At 68.7% G+C, this 14897-nt stretch carries 14 protein-coding genes; 10 read left to right on the top strand and 4 right to left on the bottom strand.

Annotation, left to right across the window (positions count from 1 at the left end):
- Positions 1-8: 8 nt before the first annotated feature.
- From kdpC to ACYAF3_RS28685, 5 genes are all read left to right on the top strand, one after another.
- Positions 9-560 (top strand): potassium-transporting ATPase subunit KdpC, encoded by a 552-nt coding sequence (gene kdpC / locus ACYAF3_RS28705; protein WP_003120424.1) that lies wholly within the window; start codon positions 9-11, stop codon positions 558-560.
- Between the two features lie 107 nt (positions 561-667).
- Positions 668-3325: a sensor histidine kinase gene (locus ACYAF3_RS28700; RefSeq protein ID WP_116680151.1), complete on the top strand. Its 2658-nt coding sequence runs from the start codon at positions 668-670 to the stop codon at positions 3323-3325.
- Positions 3326-3425: 100 nt separating this feature from the next.
- Entirely contained in the window at positions 3426-4118 is a 693-nt protein-coding gene (locus tag ACYAF3_RS28695; protein ID WP_003114598.1) for a response regulator, read from the top strand.
- A gap of 121 nt (positions 4119-4239) precedes the next feature.
- Positions 4240-5148, top strand: a complete 909-nt coding sequence (glsB, locus tag ACYAF3_RS28690) for a glutaminase B (protein ID WP_003087537.1) — start codon at positions 4240-4242, stop codon at positions 5146-5148.
- Between the two features lie 110 nt (positions 5149-5258).
- The gene (locus ACYAF3_RS28685) at positions 5259-5864 is read left to right on the top strand and encodes a DUF4893 domain-containing protein (protein WP_003097837.1); all 606 of its coding nucleotides are present in this window, start codon (positions 5259-5261) and stop codon (positions 5862-5864) included.
- Positions 5865-5867: 3 nt separating this feature from the next.
- Here the strand turns inward: ACYAF3_RS28685 and ACYAF3_RS28680 are convergent, their stop codons facing one another.
- A complete protein-coding gene (locus tag ACYAF3_RS28680; RefSeq protein ID WP_003087542.1) occupies positions 5868-6905 on the bottom strand; it encodes a patatin-like phospholipase family protein in 1038 nt (345 codons plus the stop codon).
- A gap of 114 nt (positions 6906-7019) precedes the next feature.
- Between ACYAF3_RS28680 and ACYAF3_RS28675 the strand changes: the two genes are divergently transcribed.
- From ACYAF3_RS28675 to mnmH, 3 genes are all read left to right on the top strand, one after another.
- Positions 7020-7298, top strand: a complete 279-nt coding sequence (locus ACYAF3_RS28675; RefSeq protein WP_003097836.1) for a hypothetical protein — start codon at positions 7020-7022, stop codon at positions 7296-7298.
- An 83-nt stretch (positions 7299-7381) separates the two neighbouring features.
- The gene (selD, locus tag ACYAF3_RS28670; RefSeq protein WP_003087546.1) at positions 7382-8416 is read left to right on the top strand and encodes a selenide, water dikinase SelD; all 1035 of its coding nucleotides are present in this window, start codon (positions 7382-7384) and stop codon (positions 8414-8416) included.
- Positions 8416-9525 (top strand): tRNA 2-selenouridine(34) synthase MnmH, encoded by a 1110-nt coding sequence (gene mnmH, locus ACYAF3_RS28665; protein ID WP_003087548.1) that lies wholly within the window; start codon positions 8416-8418, stop codon positions 9523-9525. Before selD ends, mnmH begins: the two co-directional genes overlap by 1 nt.
- Here the strand turns inward: mnmH and ACYAF3_RS28660 are convergent.
- Positions 9504-9851 (bottom strand): GFA family protein, encoded by a 348-nt coding sequence (locus ACYAF3_RS28660; RefSeq protein ID WP_003087550.1) that lies wholly within the window; start codon positions 9849-9851, stop codon positions 9504-9506. The genes mnmH and ACYAF3_RS28660 overlap by 22 nt on opposite strands.
- 137 nt (positions 9852-9988) lie before the next feature.
- Between ACYAF3_RS28660 and ACYAF3_RS28655 the strand changes: the two genes are divergently transcribed.
- Positions 9989-10597 (top strand): flavin reductase family protein, encoded by a 609-nt coding sequence (locus tag ACYAF3_RS28655; protein WP_003097831.1) that lies wholly within the window; start codon positions 9989-9991, stop codon positions 10595-10597.
- 6 nt (positions 10598-10603) lie between these two features.
- Here the strand turns inward: ACYAF3_RS28655 and ACYAF3_RS28650 are convergent, their stop codons facing one another.
- Entirely contained in the window at positions 10604-11011 is a 408-nt protein-coding gene (locus tag ACYAF3_RS28650) for a DUF5086 domain-containing protein (RefSeq protein WP_003117744.1), read from the bottom strand.
- 201 nt (positions 11012-11212) lie between these two features.
- Here ACYAF3_RS28650 and ACYAF3_RS28645 point away from each other — a divergent pair, with 201 nt between their 5' ends.
- Complete coding sequence (locus tag ACYAF3_RS28645) at positions 11213-13171, top strand: methyl-accepting chemotaxis protein (protein ID WP_016263660.1); 1959 nt, start codon at positions 11213-11215, stop codon at positions 13169-13171.
- On the opposite strand, the gene ACYAF3_RS28640 is transcribed toward ACYAF3_RS28645, so the two are convergent.
- Positions 13152-14873, bottom strand: coding sequence for a SulP family inorganic anion transporter (locus ACYAF3_RS28640; RefSeq protein ID WP_003097828.1), 1722 nt, complete (start codon positions 14871-14873; stop codon positions 13152-13154). The genes ACYAF3_RS28645 and ACYAF3_RS28640 overlap by 20 nt on opposite strands.
- Between the last annotated feature and the right edge of the window lie 24 nt (positions 14874-14897).

The raw sequence follows: 14897 nt of genomic DNA, 5'->3' as shown, positions 1-14897 counted from the left end.
ATCTGCACATGTTCAAGCAACTCCGTCCGGCACTGGCGTCACTGCTGGTGCTGAGCATGGTCACCGGCGTGGCCTATCCGCTGCTGGTCACCGGTATCGCCCAACTGGCGTTCCCCGAGCAGGCCAATGGCAGCCTGCTGCGCGACGCCGAGGGCAAGGTGCTCGGCTCGCGGCTGATCGCGCAGAAGTTCGACGGCGAGGAGTGGTTCCATTCGCGGCCTTCGGCGGGCGACTACGCCACCGTTTCCAGTGCCGCGAGCAACCTGGCGCCGAGCAACCCGGCACTGGCCGAGCGCATCGCCAGGGACGCCGCCCAGGAGCGTATCGCCGACCAGGGGCCGGTGCCGCTGGCGCTGGTCACTACCTCCGGTAGCGGACTCGATCCGCAGCTGCCGCCGCAGGCCGCGCGTTACCAGGCGCTGCGGGTGGCCACGGCGCGCGGGCTGCCGCTGCGGCTGGTGGAAGACCTGGTGGAAAGCCACACCGAGCGGCCGCTGGTGGGGCCGGCGGTGGTCAACGTGCTGGCGCTGAACATGGCGCTGGCGGGGTTGAAGCGCTAGGTTTCCCCAGAGACCCACGCAAGGGCTTGCAATATCGCCGCATCGGCGGATGATCGCCGGCGATCGTCCGCCCTGCGCGGCGCAGAGCAACGGAGTACGACCGATCCATGACCGACACCGCACGCGCCGACGCGCTGCTGGCCGACCTGCCCGCTGACGGGCGCGGCCGCCTGAAAGTCTTTCTCGGCGCGGCGCCGGGGGTGGGCAAGACCTTCGCCATGCTGCAGGCCGCCCAGGCCCAGTTGCGCCAGGGCGTGAAACTGCGCGCCGGGGTGGTCGAGACCCACTCGCGGGCGGAAACCGAGTCCCTCCTCGCAGGCGTGCCGCAGCAGCCGCTGCGCAGCCTCGAGTATCGAGGGATGAAACTGCAGGAAATGGACCTCGACGGTCTCCTCGCCGACCCGCCGGCGCTGGCCCTGGTCGACGAACTGGCCCACAGCAACGTTCCCGGCAGCCGCCACGCCAAGCGCTGGCAGGACATCCAGGAGTTGCTGGCGGCGGGAATCGACGTCTACACAACGGTCAACGTCCAGCACCTGGAGAGCCTCAACGACCACGTCCGCGACATCACCGGCGTGCAGGTCCGCGAGACGGTGCCGGACTGGGTGTTGCAGGAGGCCTACGAGATCGTCCTCATCGACCTGCCGCCGCGCGAGCTGCTGGAGCGCCTGCGCGAGGGCAAGGTCTACGTGCCGGAACAGGCGCGGGCGGCGATCGATGCGTTCTTCTCGCAGACCAACCTCACCGCGCTGCGTGAACTGGCGATGCAGACCGCCGCCGCGCGGGTCGACGCCGACCTCAACCACCGCTACCGCCAGCGCGGCGAGGAAGCGCCGGCGTTGCGCGGGCGGCTGCTGGTGGGCATCGACGGTGACGAACAGGCCGAACGCCTGGTGCGCCACGCCTGCCGGGTCGCCGAACGTCGGCACCTGCCCTGGAGCGTGGTACACGTCGATACCGGCGGCTTGCGCGGCGAGCAGGCGCGGATGCGCCTGCAGGGTGCGCAGCAACTGGCCGAGCGGCTCGGCGGCGAGATCGTCGTGCTGCGCGCCGGCGAGGTGGCGCGGACCCTCCTGCAACATGCCCGCGAGCGCCGCGCCAGCCTGGTCCTGGTTGGCCAGTCGCGGCGCCGCTGGTACCGCCGGGCCTTCGGCGGTGGTCTCGCCGGGCGTCTGCTGCGCGACGGCCAGGGCCTGGAGATCAGTGCCCTGGACAGCGAGGCCGACCTGCGCCCGGCGGAACCGCGGCCACGCTATCCGGTGGTGTGGAACGACTATCTGCTGGCGCTGCTGGCGACCGCCCTGGCCAGCGGCCTGGCCTGGATCGTGGCGCACCTGCTGGAGCTGCCGAACATCTCCCTGGTGTTCCTGATGGCGGTGCTGCTGGTGGCAGTGCGCAGCAGCCTGATGCCGGCACTGCTGTGCGCGGTGGCGTCGTTCCTGGCCTATGACTTCCTGTTCATCCCGCCGCATTTTTCCTTCGCCATCCATCGCCACGAAGACCTGCTGAGCCTGGCGTTCTTCCTGTTCATGGCCGGCCTCACCGGCAACCTGGCGGCACGCCAGCGGCGCCAGCTGGAGGCGCTGCGCGATACCCAGGAGGAAACCAGCCTGCTGCTGGAGCTGTCGCGCAAGCTCACCGCCGCCACCGACCGCCAGGCGGTGCTGGCCGCCGCCGCCCAGCAGTTCGACGACTGGAAGGACGTCGAGGTCTGTCTGCTCGGTCAGGTCAATGGCGAGTGGAAGACCGAGGCCGGCGTGCAGCGGCAACTCGCCGACCAGGAACGGGTCGCCGCGGACTGGGCCTGGGCCCACGACCAGCCGGCCGGCCTCGGTACTGGCACGCTGCCCGGAGGACGCTGGTGGTGGTGGCCGCTGTCGGCGGAAGAGGGACCGCTGGCACTGCTCGGTGTCGCGCCGCTGGACGGCCAGCCGCTGAGCCCGCAGCGCCGGCGCCTGCTCGCCGCCCTCGGCCAGCCCCTGGCCCAGGCCCTGGCGCGGGCTCGCCTGGCCGAGGACCTGGAGGCCGCGCGCCTGCACGGCGAAACCGAGCAACTGCGCAGCGCCTTGCTCGCCTCGGTGTCCCACGACCTGCGCACGCCGCTGACGGCCATGCGCGGCTCCATCGACAGCCTGTTGGCGCTGGGTGAGGCGATCCCGCCGGCGGATCGTCGCGAACTGCTGGAAAGCACCCGCGACGAGGCCGAGCGACTGGACCGCTATATCCAGAACCTGCTCGACATGACCCGTCTCGGCCACGGTGGCCTGAAGCTGGCGCGCGACTGGGTGGCACCGGGCGACATCGTCGGCAGCGCGCTGAACCGCCTGCGCGCGGTGCTGGCGCCGTACCGGGTGCAGGCGATCGTGGCCAACGACCTGCCGTTGCTCTACGTGCATGCGGCGCTGATCGAGCAGGCGCTGATCAACGTGCTGGAAAATGCCGCGCGCTTCTCGCCGAACCACGGCCGGTTGCGCATCGAGGTCAGCCAGGATGCCGCCGAGCTGCGTTTCGCGGTGAGCGACGAGGGGCCGGGGATTCCCGAGGCCGAGCGGGAGAAGATCTTCGACATGTTCTACACCGCTGCCCGTGGCGACCGCGGTGGCCAGGGCACCGGCCTGGGCCTGGCGATCTGCCAGGGCATGATCGGCGCCCACGGCGGGCGCATCAGCGTCGGCGAAGGCCTCGACGGTCGCGGCACCACGCTGGTCCTGCACCTGCCGCTGCATCCGCAGCCGGACCTCGGGCAACTGGAGGGCGACGAATGAGCCCGGCGCACTTGCCTGGCGCCCGCGCTCGCGCTATTCCTGCCGGTTCCGCGACGCCGCCGCTGGCCTGTCGCCGTGTTCACCTGCCGTGCCGAGTGCCATGACCCAATTGCAGAACAGCATCCTGCTGATCGACGACGAACCGCAGATCCGCAAGTTCCTCCGTATCAGCCTCAATGCCCAGGGCTACCGGGTGCTCGAGGCCGGCACCGGCGAAGAGGGGCTGGCCCAGGCCGCGCTGAACCGACCGGACCTGGTGGTGCTCGACCTCGGCCTGCCGGACCGCGACGGCCAGGACATCCTTCGCGACCTGCGCGAATGGTCGCAGGTGCCGGTGCTGGTGCTGTCGGTGCGCGCCAGCGAGGGCGAGAAGGTACTGGCCCTGGACGGCGGCGCCAACGACTACGTGACCAAGCCGTTCGGCATCCAGGAGTTCCTCGCCCGCGTGCGCGTCCTGCTGCGCCAGGCGGCGCAGGGCGAAAGCCCGGAGGCGTCGGTGGCGGTCGGCCCGTTGCAGGTGGACTTCGCCTATCGCCGAGTCACCCTGGAGGGTGCGGAAGTGGCGCTGACGCGCAAGGAGTATGCAGTGCTCGCCGCGCTGGCACGCCATCTCGGACGGGTAGTGACCCAGCAGCAACTGCTCAAGGATATCTGGGGTCCGACCCATGTCGAAGACACCCATTACCTGCGGGTCGTGGTCGGCCACCTGCGCCAGAAGCTCGGCGACGATCCGGCCAGCCCGCGCTTCCTGGTGACCGAGGCGGGTGTCGGTTATCGCCTGCGCGACAGCTGACGCGCAGCGCAATTCTGCGCGAGGGGCATGCCTCCCGTGCGTTCATCGCCTATGATGCCGCGCATTCGCGCTGGCCCGGATGCGCCCGGGTCGGTGCCCCGGTGTCACCACGAAGGTCATCATGCAGCAACTGTTGAACGAGATTCTCGATGAAGTCCGCCCGCTGATCGGGCGCGGCAAGGTCGCCGACTACATCCCCGCGCTCGCCGGCGTCGAGCCGAACCAGCTGGGGATCGCCGTGTACAGCCGCGACGGCGAGCTGTTCCATGCCGGCGACGCCCTGCGGCCGTTTTCCATCCAGAGCATTTCCAAGGTGTTCAGCCTGGTCCAGGCGATCCAGCATTCCGGCGAGGACATCTGGCAACGCCTTGGCCACGAGCCCTCCGGCCAGCCTTTCAACTCCTTGGTGCAGCTGGAGTTCGAGCGCGGCAAGCCGCGCAACCCGTTCATCAATGCCGGCGCCCTGGTGATCTGCGACATCAACCAGTCGCGTTTCGCCGCGCCGGCGCAATCGATGCGCGATTTCGTCCGGCGCCTGTGCGGCAACCCGGAAGTGGTGTCGGACTCGGTGGTGGCGCGCTCGGAGTACCAGCACCGCTCGCGCAACGCGGCGGCGGCCTACCTGATGAAATCGTTCGGTAACTTCCACAACGACGTCGAGGCGGTGCTGCTCAGCTATTTCCATCATTGCGCGCTGCGCATGAGCTGCGTCGACCTGGCGCGGGCGTTCTGCTTCCTCGCCGACAAGGGCTTCTGCAAGCACAGCGGCGAGCAGGTACTCAACGAGCGGCAGACCAAGCAGGTCAACGCGATCATGGCCACCAGCGGGCTCTACGACGAGGCCGGCAACTTTGCCTATCGGGTCGGCCTGCCGGGCAAGAGCGGTGTCGGCGGCGGCATCATCGCGGTAGTGCCGGGGCGCTTCACGGTCTGTGTCTGGTCGCCGGAACTGAACGCCGCGGGCAATTCGCTGGCGGGTATCGCCGCGCTGGAGAAACTCAGCGAGCGGATCGGCTGGTCGATCTTCTGAAACCGCCGCCCGTCGTGGCGGCGCTCGAATTCCCGGCGCCGCTGCGCTATGTTCTGCGGCTACCGCTTGCCGGCGCCGGATGCGCCGGTCCACTCGCCAGGAAGGTCGCCATGTCCCGTCCGATCCCCGTTTCCCGTGTCTTCGCCTGCCTCACCGTTCTCGCCGCCTGCGCGCATGCCGGCGCCGCCGAACCGGACTGGCGTGGCTACACCAGCGAACAGCAGCAGCGCAGCGTGCTGGCCGTCGAGCAGGACGCCGAGGCCATCAACAAGCGCTACTACGACAGTGCCTTCGAGGAATTCCTGCCGGAACTGGAGCAACTGGAACTCAGCCTGGCGCAGCCCGTCGTCGCCGTCGACGAGAAAGGCCTGCTGGGCGACTGGAAGTGCCGCTCGACCCAGGCCGACCAGTACGGCATCTATCGCTATCCGAACTTCCAGTGCCGCATCCGGCGTACCGACCGCGGCCTGTTCCTGGAGAAGACCAGCGGTTCGCAGCGGGTCAGCGGCTACCTGTTCCGCGAAGGCACGCAGCGCTACGTGTTCCTCGGCGGCGCCACGGTCAACGACGAGCCCCAGGTGGCCTTCAGTGGCCTGGCCCACGGCGCGCCGGCTGAGTCCGACGTGGTCGCGCTGCTGCGCCCGCACGCCGGTGGCTTCCTCCTGCTGTTCCCGGAACGGCGCGGCGGCTACGAGGTCCTCGAGTTCAGCCGCTGAGGCTCAGGCGTTGTCTTCCTCGTAGCGGTCCAGGGTGTCGCTGGCGATCTGCCGGCCGAGGGCGATCAATTCCGGCGCCTTGTAGAACTCGAAGAAGCGGCAGACCCGCTTCGGCACGTTGATCAGGATGTCCGGCGGGTAGCCGGCGATCTTGTACTGCGCCAGCGAGGTCTGCATCACCTCGAAGCTCTGGTTGACCAGTTCCAGCAGCGATGCCGGACCGCTGCTTTCCACCACCGTGGTGCCGCTGGCCGACTTCGGCGAGTCCTTGCCTTGCGGCGCCGCGGCCGGCTGTTGCAGTTGCGGCTCGGCGGGCTCCTCGGATTCCGCCGGAACCGGATGGAGCAGGGCGTCGGCGCTCAGCTCCGGCGGGGTATTGTCGTCGCCGTGGCGGCGGAAGAACGAGAGTTTGTGGCCGAGGCTCTCGATCATGCTGTCGAAGCGCCCCTTGAGCGCGGCCGGACGCTCGATCACCGGCAGGTGGTACTGCTTCTGGTTGGTGGCGTTGAGATTGACCGCGATGATCAGGTCGCTGTGGGCCGACACCACCGGCACGATCGGCAACGGGTTGAGCAGGCCGCCGTCGACCAGCATGCGGCTGCCCTGCATGACCGGTGTGAACAGGCTGGGGATTGCCGCCGAGGCGCGCATGGCCTGGTGCAGGCAGCCTTCCTGGAACCAGATTTCCTGCTGATTGGTGAGGTCGGTGGCAACCGCCGTGTAGGGAATCGACAGGTCCTCGATGTTTACCTCGCCGAGGATCTCGTGGATCTTGCCGAACACCCGCTCGCCGCGGATCGCGCCGAGGCGGAAGCTGACGTCGAGCAGGCGCAGCACGTCGAGGTAATCCAGGCTTTCCACCCACTCGCGGTACTCGCGCAGCTTGCCGGCGGCGTAGATGCCGCCGATCACCGAGCCCATGGAACAACCGGCGATGCAGGTGATCTCATAGCCGCGTGCCTCGAGTTCCTCGATCACGCCGATGTGCGCGTAGCCGCGCGCACCGCCGGAGCCCAATACCAGGGCGACCTGTTTGCTCATCTGCAACCCCTTGCCAATACTGCGTGACGAAGCGAAAACGATACGCGTGTCGCCCGGCCGCCGCCAAGTGCGTCGCGGCGATGCGCGGCCCTTTCCCTGTCCGGAGATCGTTCGATGAAAACCTGGATCGTTCTGCCCGTCCTTGCCCTGACCCTGGCCGGCTGCGCCGGCAAGACCGCCTACCGGGAGAACTGCGCCGACCAGCTGGACGCGGCCTGGAAGGAACTCGACCTGGCCAAGGCCGAAGGCTTCGCCGGCACCGTCAGCTACTCGAAGGCCCTGACCCTGCTCACCGGGGCCAAGACCCAGCAGCAGTTCGAGGCCTACGAGGGCTGCACCAGCAAGGCCGAGAAGGCGCGCTTCTATATCCGCGAGTCGCGCGCCGGGCGCTGAGCCGGGCGCGGCGATCGGTCCTCTGGCGGCGGCGCCGGCTTTGCTAGAATGGGCACTTTTCCGACATCCACGGGAGTACACCGATGAGCGAGGCGATCCGCCTGACCCAGTACAGCCACGGCGCCGGCTGCGGCTGCAAGATTTCGCCCAAGGTACTGGAGGTGATCCTCGCCGGCAGCGGCGCGCAGAACCTCGATCCGAAGCTCTGGGTCGGCAACGCCTCGCGCGACGACGCGGCTGTCTACGCCCTCGACGAGGAGCGCGGGGTGGTCTCCACCACCGATTTCTTCATGCCGATCGTCGACGACCCCTTCGATTTCGGCCGTATCGCCGCGACCAACGCCATCAGCGATATCTACGCCATGGGCGGCGACCCGCTGATGGCCATCGCCATCCTCGGCTGGCCGGTCAACGTGCTGGCCGCGGAAGTCGCCCGCGAGGTGATCGCCGGCGGCCGCAAGGTCTGCGAGGAAGCCGGCATCCCGCTGGCCGGCGGACACTCCATCGACGCCCCCGAGCCGATCTTCGGCCTGGCCGTGACCGGCGTGGTGGAGAAGCGCTTCATGAAACGCAACGACACCGCCGAGGCCGGCTGCAGGCTGTACCTGACCAAGCCGCTGGGCATCGGCATCCTCACCACCGCCGAGAAGAAGGCCAGGCTGCGCGCCGAGGACGTCGGCGTGGCGCGTGACTGGATGTGCACCCTGAACAGGCCCGGCGCGCGCTTCGGCCGGTTGGCGGGGGTCAAGGCGATGACCGACGTCACCGGTTTCGGCCTGCTCGGCCACCTGGTGGAAATGGCCGACGGCAGCAAGCTCACCGCACGCGTGGAGTACGCCGCGGTACCGCGCCTGGCCAGTGCCGAATATTACCTGGAGCAGGGCTGCGTGCCTGGCGGCACCCTGCGCAACTTCGACAGCTATGGCGAGCGCATCGCGCCACTGCCGGAAGTGCAGAAGCTGTTGCTTTGCGATCCGCAGACCAGCGGCGGCCTGCTGGTGGCGGTGGCTCCGGAAGGCGAGGCGGAGTTCCTCGCCGTGGCGGCGGAACTCGGCCTGCAACTGGCGCCGATCGGCGAGCTGGTCGAGCGACAGAGTCTCGCGGTACAGGTGCTGTAATGCGCGACAACACCCAGCACTACCGCGAACTGTTTCTCGACGATATCCCCCTGATGGATGTGCGCGCCCCGGTGGAGTACCACAAGGGCGCCTTTCCCAACACTGTCAACCGGCCGCTGATGAACGACATCGAGCGGCAGAAGGTCGGCACCAGCTACAAGCAGCACGGCCAGCAGGCCGCCATCGCCCTTGGCCACGAACTGGTCTGCGGGGCGCTCAAGGCCGAACGGCTGGCGGCCTGGAAAGCCTTCGCCGAAGCCAACCCGAACGGCTACCTGTATTGCTTCCGCGGCGGCCTGCGCTCGCAGATCGTCCAGCAGTGGCTGAAGCAGGACGCCGGCATCGACTACCCACGGGTGATCGGCGGCTACAAGGCGTTGCGCAACTTCCTTTTCGAAACCACCCGCGCGGCGGTCGACGAGTGCGATTTCGTGCTGGTCGGCGGCCTCACTGGTTGCGGCAAGACCGAGGTGATCGCGGCGCTGGACAACAGCCTCGATCTCGAAGGCCACGCCAACCATCGCGGCTCCAGCTTTGGCCGGCGAGCCACGCCGCAGCCGGCGCAGATAGACTTCGAGAACCGCCTGGCCATCGACATCCTGAAGAAGCGTCATCGTGGCGTCGGCCAGTTCGTCCTTGAGGACGAGGGACGGATCGTCGGCAGCTGCTCCTTGCCGCTGGAGCTGTACCAGGGTATGCAGGGCTACCCGCTGGTCTGGCTGGAGGATGCCTTCGAGCAGCGTGTCGAGCGTATCCTCAGGGACTACGTGATCGATCTGCGCAGCGAGTTCGAGCGTGTGGTGGGCGTGGAGGAGGGCTTCGCCGCCTTCTCCGCCTACCTGCAGAAGAGCCTCGCCGGCATCGTCAAGCGCCTCGGCGGCGAGCGCTACCAGCGGCTGGCGGCGATCCTCGTGCAGGCGCTGGAAGAGCAGGGCCGCGACGGCTCGGTGGATACCCATCGCGGCTGGATCGAGGGGCTGCTCAAGGAGTACTACGACCCGATGTACGCCTTCCAGCGGCAGAGCAAGGAAGACCGCGTGGAGTTCCGCGGCAACCAGGCCGAGGTGATCGGCTACCTGCGCCAGCGTCAGGCGTTGCGGCCATCGTAGTGCTGTACCGGGAGCGCGCTGGCGTCGATGTCCTCCAGGCAGCGCGCGTTGACCGCGGCCATCGCCTGACCGTCCGGGCCTATGCCTTCGCTGAACGGCGCGCAGCCGCAGGTGGGGCAGAAGTGATGCTGCAGGCGGTGGGTGTTGAAGGTGTAGGTGTGCATCGCGCTGGCCGGCGTCTTCAGCGCCAGACGGTCGCGCGGGACGAACCACAGCAGCCAGCCGCGCCGGCTGCACAGTGAACAGTTGCACTGGATCACCTGGTCGAGGTCGCCTTCGACTTCGTAGGCGATGGTTCCGCAGTGGCAGCTTCCTCGATAGTTCATGGCAGGGCTCCTGGGTGAGGGTAGGGCAAGTCTAGCCGCTGCCTCCAGGTGGCGCAGGGCTGCGGCGCAGACGGTCGCGAGAGCTGCGGGGCTGCGGCATAATCGGCGTCCCCTCCGTCGATTTCCGCGAGACCGCCATGCAACTGGACTTCACCACCATCGCTCCCGCCGAGGCCTATCGCTGGTTGGCTTCCACCGTCACCCCGCGACCGATTGCCTGGGTCTCGACCCTGTCCGCCGAGGGCGCCAGCAACCTGGCCCCGTTCAGCTTCTTCCAGGTGATCAGCGACGAGCCGCCGACCCTGATGGTCAACGTCAGCCTGCGCGACGACGGCAGCCTCAAGGACACCCTGCGCAACGTCCAGGCCACCGGGCAGTTGGTGATCCACCTGGTCGGCGCCGCCCAGGCCGAGACCATGAACGCCACCTCCGCCTGGCTGCCCCATGGTGTGAGCGAGATCGAGACGGTCGGCATCCCTACCGTGTCCAGCGTACGCGTGGCGCCGCCGCGGATCGCCGCGGCGGCGGTGGCCTTCGAGTGCGAGGTGGCGGAGATCAAGCCGTATCCGGCGGAGAACCCCAATTGCCACCTGATCTTCGCCCGCGTGCTGCTGGCCCATGTCGACGATGCCGTGCTGGCCGACGAGCGCCATGTGGATAGCGCCCGGCTCGACCTGGTCGGTCGCCTGGGCGGCAGCCACTACAGCCATACCCGCGACACGTTCAGCATGATCCGGCCCAGGTAGCCGGGCTCAGTCCGGCGCCCGCAGGCACTCGTCGACCGTGCGCCGGCACACCGGCGCCTGGCCCGCGGCCTGGCGTTCCTGCCACTGGCGATAGGCGAACTGGTAGCTTTCCGGATACACCCCGCCGCGCTTCAGCGGCGCCACGATACTCGCGCGCAGCGCCTGTTCGGTCAGCGCCAGGTGCGCGGCCAGGCGCTGGAACTGCCAGGGCTGCTGGCCCTGGCGGCGCTCCAGGACCTCGACGTGGTACAGGCCGTCGGCCGCCGCGCTCGACAGGTTGTGCACGATCAGCCAGCGCGACAGGCCCGGCGCCGCCGGCAACGACCAGAGCGGCTGCTCGATCGGGCCGCTCCAGTCGGCCAGGGTGGGGGCGCACAGACTCAGCGACAGCAACAGCGGCAATACGGGACGCATGGCAAGCTCCTTTTTCCATGGGGCGCCCAGTATGGCTCCGCGCTCGACCGACGTCAGCCCGGATATCCTGGAAACGACCTGCGCATATCTCTCCTGGCCATTATCGTGCCACTACCTTGCCCGGCCGCTCAGGTTCGGCGAAAAACGCGCGACACAGCGGGAAATGCGCACGCAGACGGCGCGTCACGGGGGAGGGGAGTCATGCTGGGGTTGCTGCGCAGGCGTCTGGCCGATCTCGGCACGGCGAAGAAACTGGCCATCGGTTTTACCCTGGTCCTGCTATTGACCGCGCTGGTGGCCGCGCTCGCGGTGCTCTCGCTGCATGCGCTGGGGCAGCGCTTCGCGCGCCTGCAGGAGATGAGCGCGATCAATCGCGACGTGCTGGAGGTTCGCCAGGCCGAGAAGGAATTTGCCCTGCACGGGGAAAAGAGCGACGCCGAGCGCTTGCGCCAGCGCCTGGCCGCGACCCTTGAACGGGTGGGCCGGCTCAAGGCCGACGGCGACGCCGATCAGGCGCTTGGCATGGCCGAGGTGGAGCAGGTGCTGGCGGCATACCTAGAAGCGTTCGGCCGCTTCGAGCAGTCCATCCAGGGACGCCAATTGGCTTGGGAAAGCGCCAGTTGGTCGCTGAACGGCGCCGCCAACAGCCTCGATATCCTCCAGTCCAGCCTGGCCGAGGATGGCGCCTATGCGCTGAAGGAGAGCCAGGGGCACGACGGCGAGCCGCTGTTGCAGCAGGCGGCCCAGGTCGCCCAGGTCAATCGCCTGGTCCTTCAGGGGCTGGACGAGGCCCGCTCGCGTCTCGAAGCGCGCGCCGCGGATGCGCAGGAGGGGCCGCCAAAATCGCTGCGCGAGGCGCTGGAGCTGGCAGCCCGGCTGGAGCAGGCGATCACCGACGATGCCTACGTGTCGGTGGTCAAGGACGTGCTGACCAATATCCGCGGTTTCGCTGACAAGCTCGCCGAGTACCGCGCCAGTCAGCTCCAGGAGCGGCAGATGTACGCCGCCATGGGCGAGCGCGCCGGGCAGGTGATGGCGCGTGTTGACCGTAGCTGGGAGGCGCAGCAGCAGGCCATGCTCCACAGCCTGCGGACAAACTCCCTGCTGATCGTCGGCGCCGCCGTGCTGGCGCTGCTGGTGGGCCTGGGCGCGGCCTTCGGCATCAGCCTGCTGATCGTCCGTCCGCTGCGCCAGGCGATGGGTGTGGCGCAGCGGATCGCCGAAGGCGACCTTGCGGTACGGGTCGACAGCGAGCGGCGCGACGAGGTTGGCCAACTGATGGCCGCGATGCGCGCCATGACCGGCAGCCTGCACGGTATCGTCAGCCAGTTGCAGGACGGCGTCGGGCGGATTGCCGGCGCTTCCGAGGCGCTGTCCGGCGTTACCACGCGCACCCGCCTGGGAATCGACAGCCAGCGGGCGGAAACCGAACAGGTGGCCACGGCGATGAACCAGATGGCCGCCACCGTCCATGAAGTGGCGCACAACGCCGAGGAAGCCGCGGGGGCGGCGGAAAGCGCCGACGGCAAGGTCAGCGTCGGCCAGGAGGTGGTACGCCAGACCCTGGAGCGGATCGAGCGACTGGCCGAGGCGGTGCGCGCGGCCACCGCCAGCGTCGAGGCGCTGAGCGCCGACAGCCAGCGCATCGGCAGCGTGCTGGACGTGATCAAGAGCGTGGCCGAGCAGACCAACCTGCTGGCGCTGAACGCCGCCATCGAGGCGGCGCGGGCCGGCGACCAGGGTCGAGGCTTCGCCGTGGTCGCCGACGAGGTGCGGGCGCTGGCGCGGCGCACCCAACAGTCCACGGCCGAGATCGAGACCCTGATCGGTGCCTTGCAGAATGGCACGCAGCAGGCGGTGCAGCGTATGCAGCGCAGCCACCAGTTGGTGGACCAGAGCGTCGACGACGCGTTGCAGACCGAGGCGGCGCTGGGCAACATCGCCACGGCGGTGGCGCTGATCCAGCAGATGAACCAGCAGATCGCCGCGGCCTCCGAGCAGCAGAGCGCGGTCGCCGAGGAGATCAACCGCAGTGTCACGGCGATCCGCGAGGTGGCCGATCAGTCGGCCCAGGCCATGCAGTCGACGGCTTCGTCCAGCGAACAACTGGCGGAGCTGGGCCGCGAACTACAGGGCATGGTCAGGCATTTCCGCTTGTAGCCGCGGCCTGGGCGGCGAGTCTTTCCTGCTGGCGCAGCCAGTAGCGATAGGCACTGACCCCGGAGCGCACCGAGCTGAACACCAGCGGCGGCTTGATCTCGCCGAGCATGCTCGAGCGTTGCAGCAGGTCCAGCGTCTGCCCGGTCACCCGCGCCAGCGACAGGTGCACGCCCTGGGCCTTGAGGATCTGTTGCACCTCGTGGAGGGTGGCCAGGCCGCTGATGTCGAGGTTGGTCATGGCTTCGGCGTTGAGCAGCACCGCATTCGGCCGCTCGCTGCCGTCCACCACGGCAAGCACCCGCTGCTTGAAGTAGTCGGCGTTGAAGAACAGCAGGGGGGCGTCGAAGCGGTAGATCACCAGGCCGGGAAGAGTGGTGGCCTGCGGGTACTTGGCCAGCTCGACCTGGCCGTCGATGCCGTGCATCCAGCCGAGCACCGCGTCGCTCGGGCGATAGGTGTAGTAGAGCAGGCGCAGTACGGCGATGCTGACGGCGACGAAGATTCCCGGCAGCACGCCGACGCTGAGCACGCCGACGGTGGTCAGCAGGCAGAGGCTGAACTCGAAGCGGCTGAGCTTCCAGAAGCCCTTCAGCGCCTGCACGTCGATCAGGCCCCAGCCGGCCAGCAACAGGACCGCACCGAGCGCCGGCATCGGCACCCAGCCCAGGGGCTTGTTCAGCAGCAACAGGGTGGCGGCGATCACCAGCGCGGCGACCACGCCGACCAGTTGGGTCTTGCCGCCGACCATGTCGTTCACCGCGGTGCGTGAGTCGGCGCCGCTGATGGCGAAGCCCTGGGAGACCCCGGCGCCGATGTTGGCCAGGCCGAGGGCGACGAATTCGTGGTTGGGGTTGATGCTGTAGCCGTGACGGGCGGCGAAGCTGCGCGCGGTGAGCATGGCGCTGCAGAAGCTGACCACCGTGATGCCGGTGGCGTCGCGCAGCAGGCTTTTCAGTTCCTCCAGGCTGGTCTGCGGCCAGCTCAGTTGCGGCAGCCCGGCCGGTACCTCGCCAAGCAGTTCCACGCCGTAGCGATCCAGGCCCAGCAGCGCCGCGGCGAGGCTGGCCAGGAGGACGCCGCAGAGCGCCCCGGGCAACTGCGGGAAGCGCCGCGGCAGCAGCACCATCAGCAAGAGCGAGAGGCTGCCGAGGATCAGCGTCGGCCAATGGATGTGCAGCAGGTTCTCCAGCAGCGCGAGGATGCCGGCGACGAAGCCGCTGGTCGCCGCCTCGTAGCCGAACAGCTTGCCCAGTTGCCCGACCAGCAGGCTCAGGCCGATGCCGTTGAGGTAGCCGACCAGGATCGGTCGCGAGAGGAAGCTGGCGATGAACCCGGCGCGGGCCAGGCCGGCGACGATGGAGAACAGCCCGACCATGATCGCGACGATCATCGACAGGTCCACCAGGCGCTGCGGATCGCCCGCCGCCAGCGGGGTGATGGCGGCGGCGACCATCGCCGCGGTCGCCGCGTCGGGGCCTACCATCAACTGCCGCGAGCTGCCGATCAGGGCGTAGATCAGCATCGGCAGGATGCACGCATAGAGGCCTACCTGGGGCGGGAAGCCGGCGATCTGGGCGTAGGCGATGGCGGTGGGGATCTGGATCGCCGCTACCGACAGCCCGGCCTGGACATCCGGACGGAACCAGGCGCGGCGGTAGTGGAGCAGGCTATCGAGTCCGGGTACCCAGCGGGCGAGTGGCATGCGGCTGATTCCTTGCAGGCGCGG

It is taken from the genome of Pseudomonas sp. TZ252 (assembly GCF_056110345.1).
The sequence above is the reverse complement of the archived record's forward strand: the minus strand, read 5'-3'. Positions and strand labels throughout refer to the sequence as shown.

Bases quoted from the DNA above. Each gene is read 5' to 3' on its own strand.
- ACYAF3_RS28700 (WP_116680151.1), top strand. From the start codon at position 668: ATGACCGACACCGCACGCGCCGACGCGCTGCTGGCCGACCTGCCCGCT.
- ACYAF3_RS28650 (WP_003117744.1), bottom strand. From the start codon at position 11,011: ATGCGTCCCGTATTGCCGCTGTTGCTGTCGCTGAGTCTGTGCGCCCCC.
- ACYAF3_RS28640 (WP_003097828.1), bottom strand. From the start codon at position 14,873: ATGCCACTCGCCCGCTGGGTACCCGGACTCGATAGCCTGCTCCACTAC.
- ACYAF3_RS28660 (WP_003087550.1), bottom strand. From the start codon at position 9,851: ATGAACTATCGAGGAAGCTGCCACTGCGGAACCATCGCCTACGAAGTC.
- glsB (WP_003087537.1), top strand. From the start codon at position 4,240: ATGCAGCAACTGTTGAACGAGATTCTCGATGAAGTCCGCCCGCTGATC.
- ACYAF3_RS28675 (WP_003097836.1), top strand. From the start codon at position 7,020: ATGAAAACCTGGATCGTTCTGCCCGTCCTTGCCCTGACCCTGGCCGGC.
- ACYAF3_RS28655 (WP_003097831.1), top strand. From the start codon at position 9,989: ATGCAACTGGACTTCACCACCATCGCTCCCGCCGAGGCCTATCGCTGG.
- selD (WP_003087546.1), top strand. From the start codon at position 7,382: ATGAGCGAGGCGATCCGCCTGACCCAGTACAGCCACGGCGCCGGCTGC.
- kdpC (WP_003120424.1), top strand. From the start codon at position 9: ATGTTCAAGCAACTCCGTCCGGCACTGGCGTCACTGCTGGTGCTGAGC.
- mnmH (WP_003087548.1), top strand. From the start codon at position 8,416: ATGCGCGACAACACCCAGCACTACCGCGAACTGTTTCTCGACGATATC.
- ACYAF3_RS28695 (WP_003114598.1), top strand. From the start codon at position 3,426: ATGACCCAATTGCAGAACAGCATCCTGCTGATCGACGACGAACCGCAG.
- ACYAF3_RS28685 (WP_003097837.1), top strand. From the start codon at position 5,259: ATGTCCCGTCCGATCCCCGTTTCCCGTGTCTTCGCCTGCCTCACCGTT.
- ACYAF3_RS28645 (WP_016263660.1), top strand. From the start codon at position 11,213: ATGCTGGGGTTGCTGCGCAGGCGTCTGGCCGATCTCGGCACGGCGAAG.
- ACYAF3_RS28680 (WP_003087542.1), bottom strand. From the start codon at position 6,905: ATGAGCAAACAGGTCGCCCTGGTATTGGGCTCCGGCGGTGCGCGCGGC.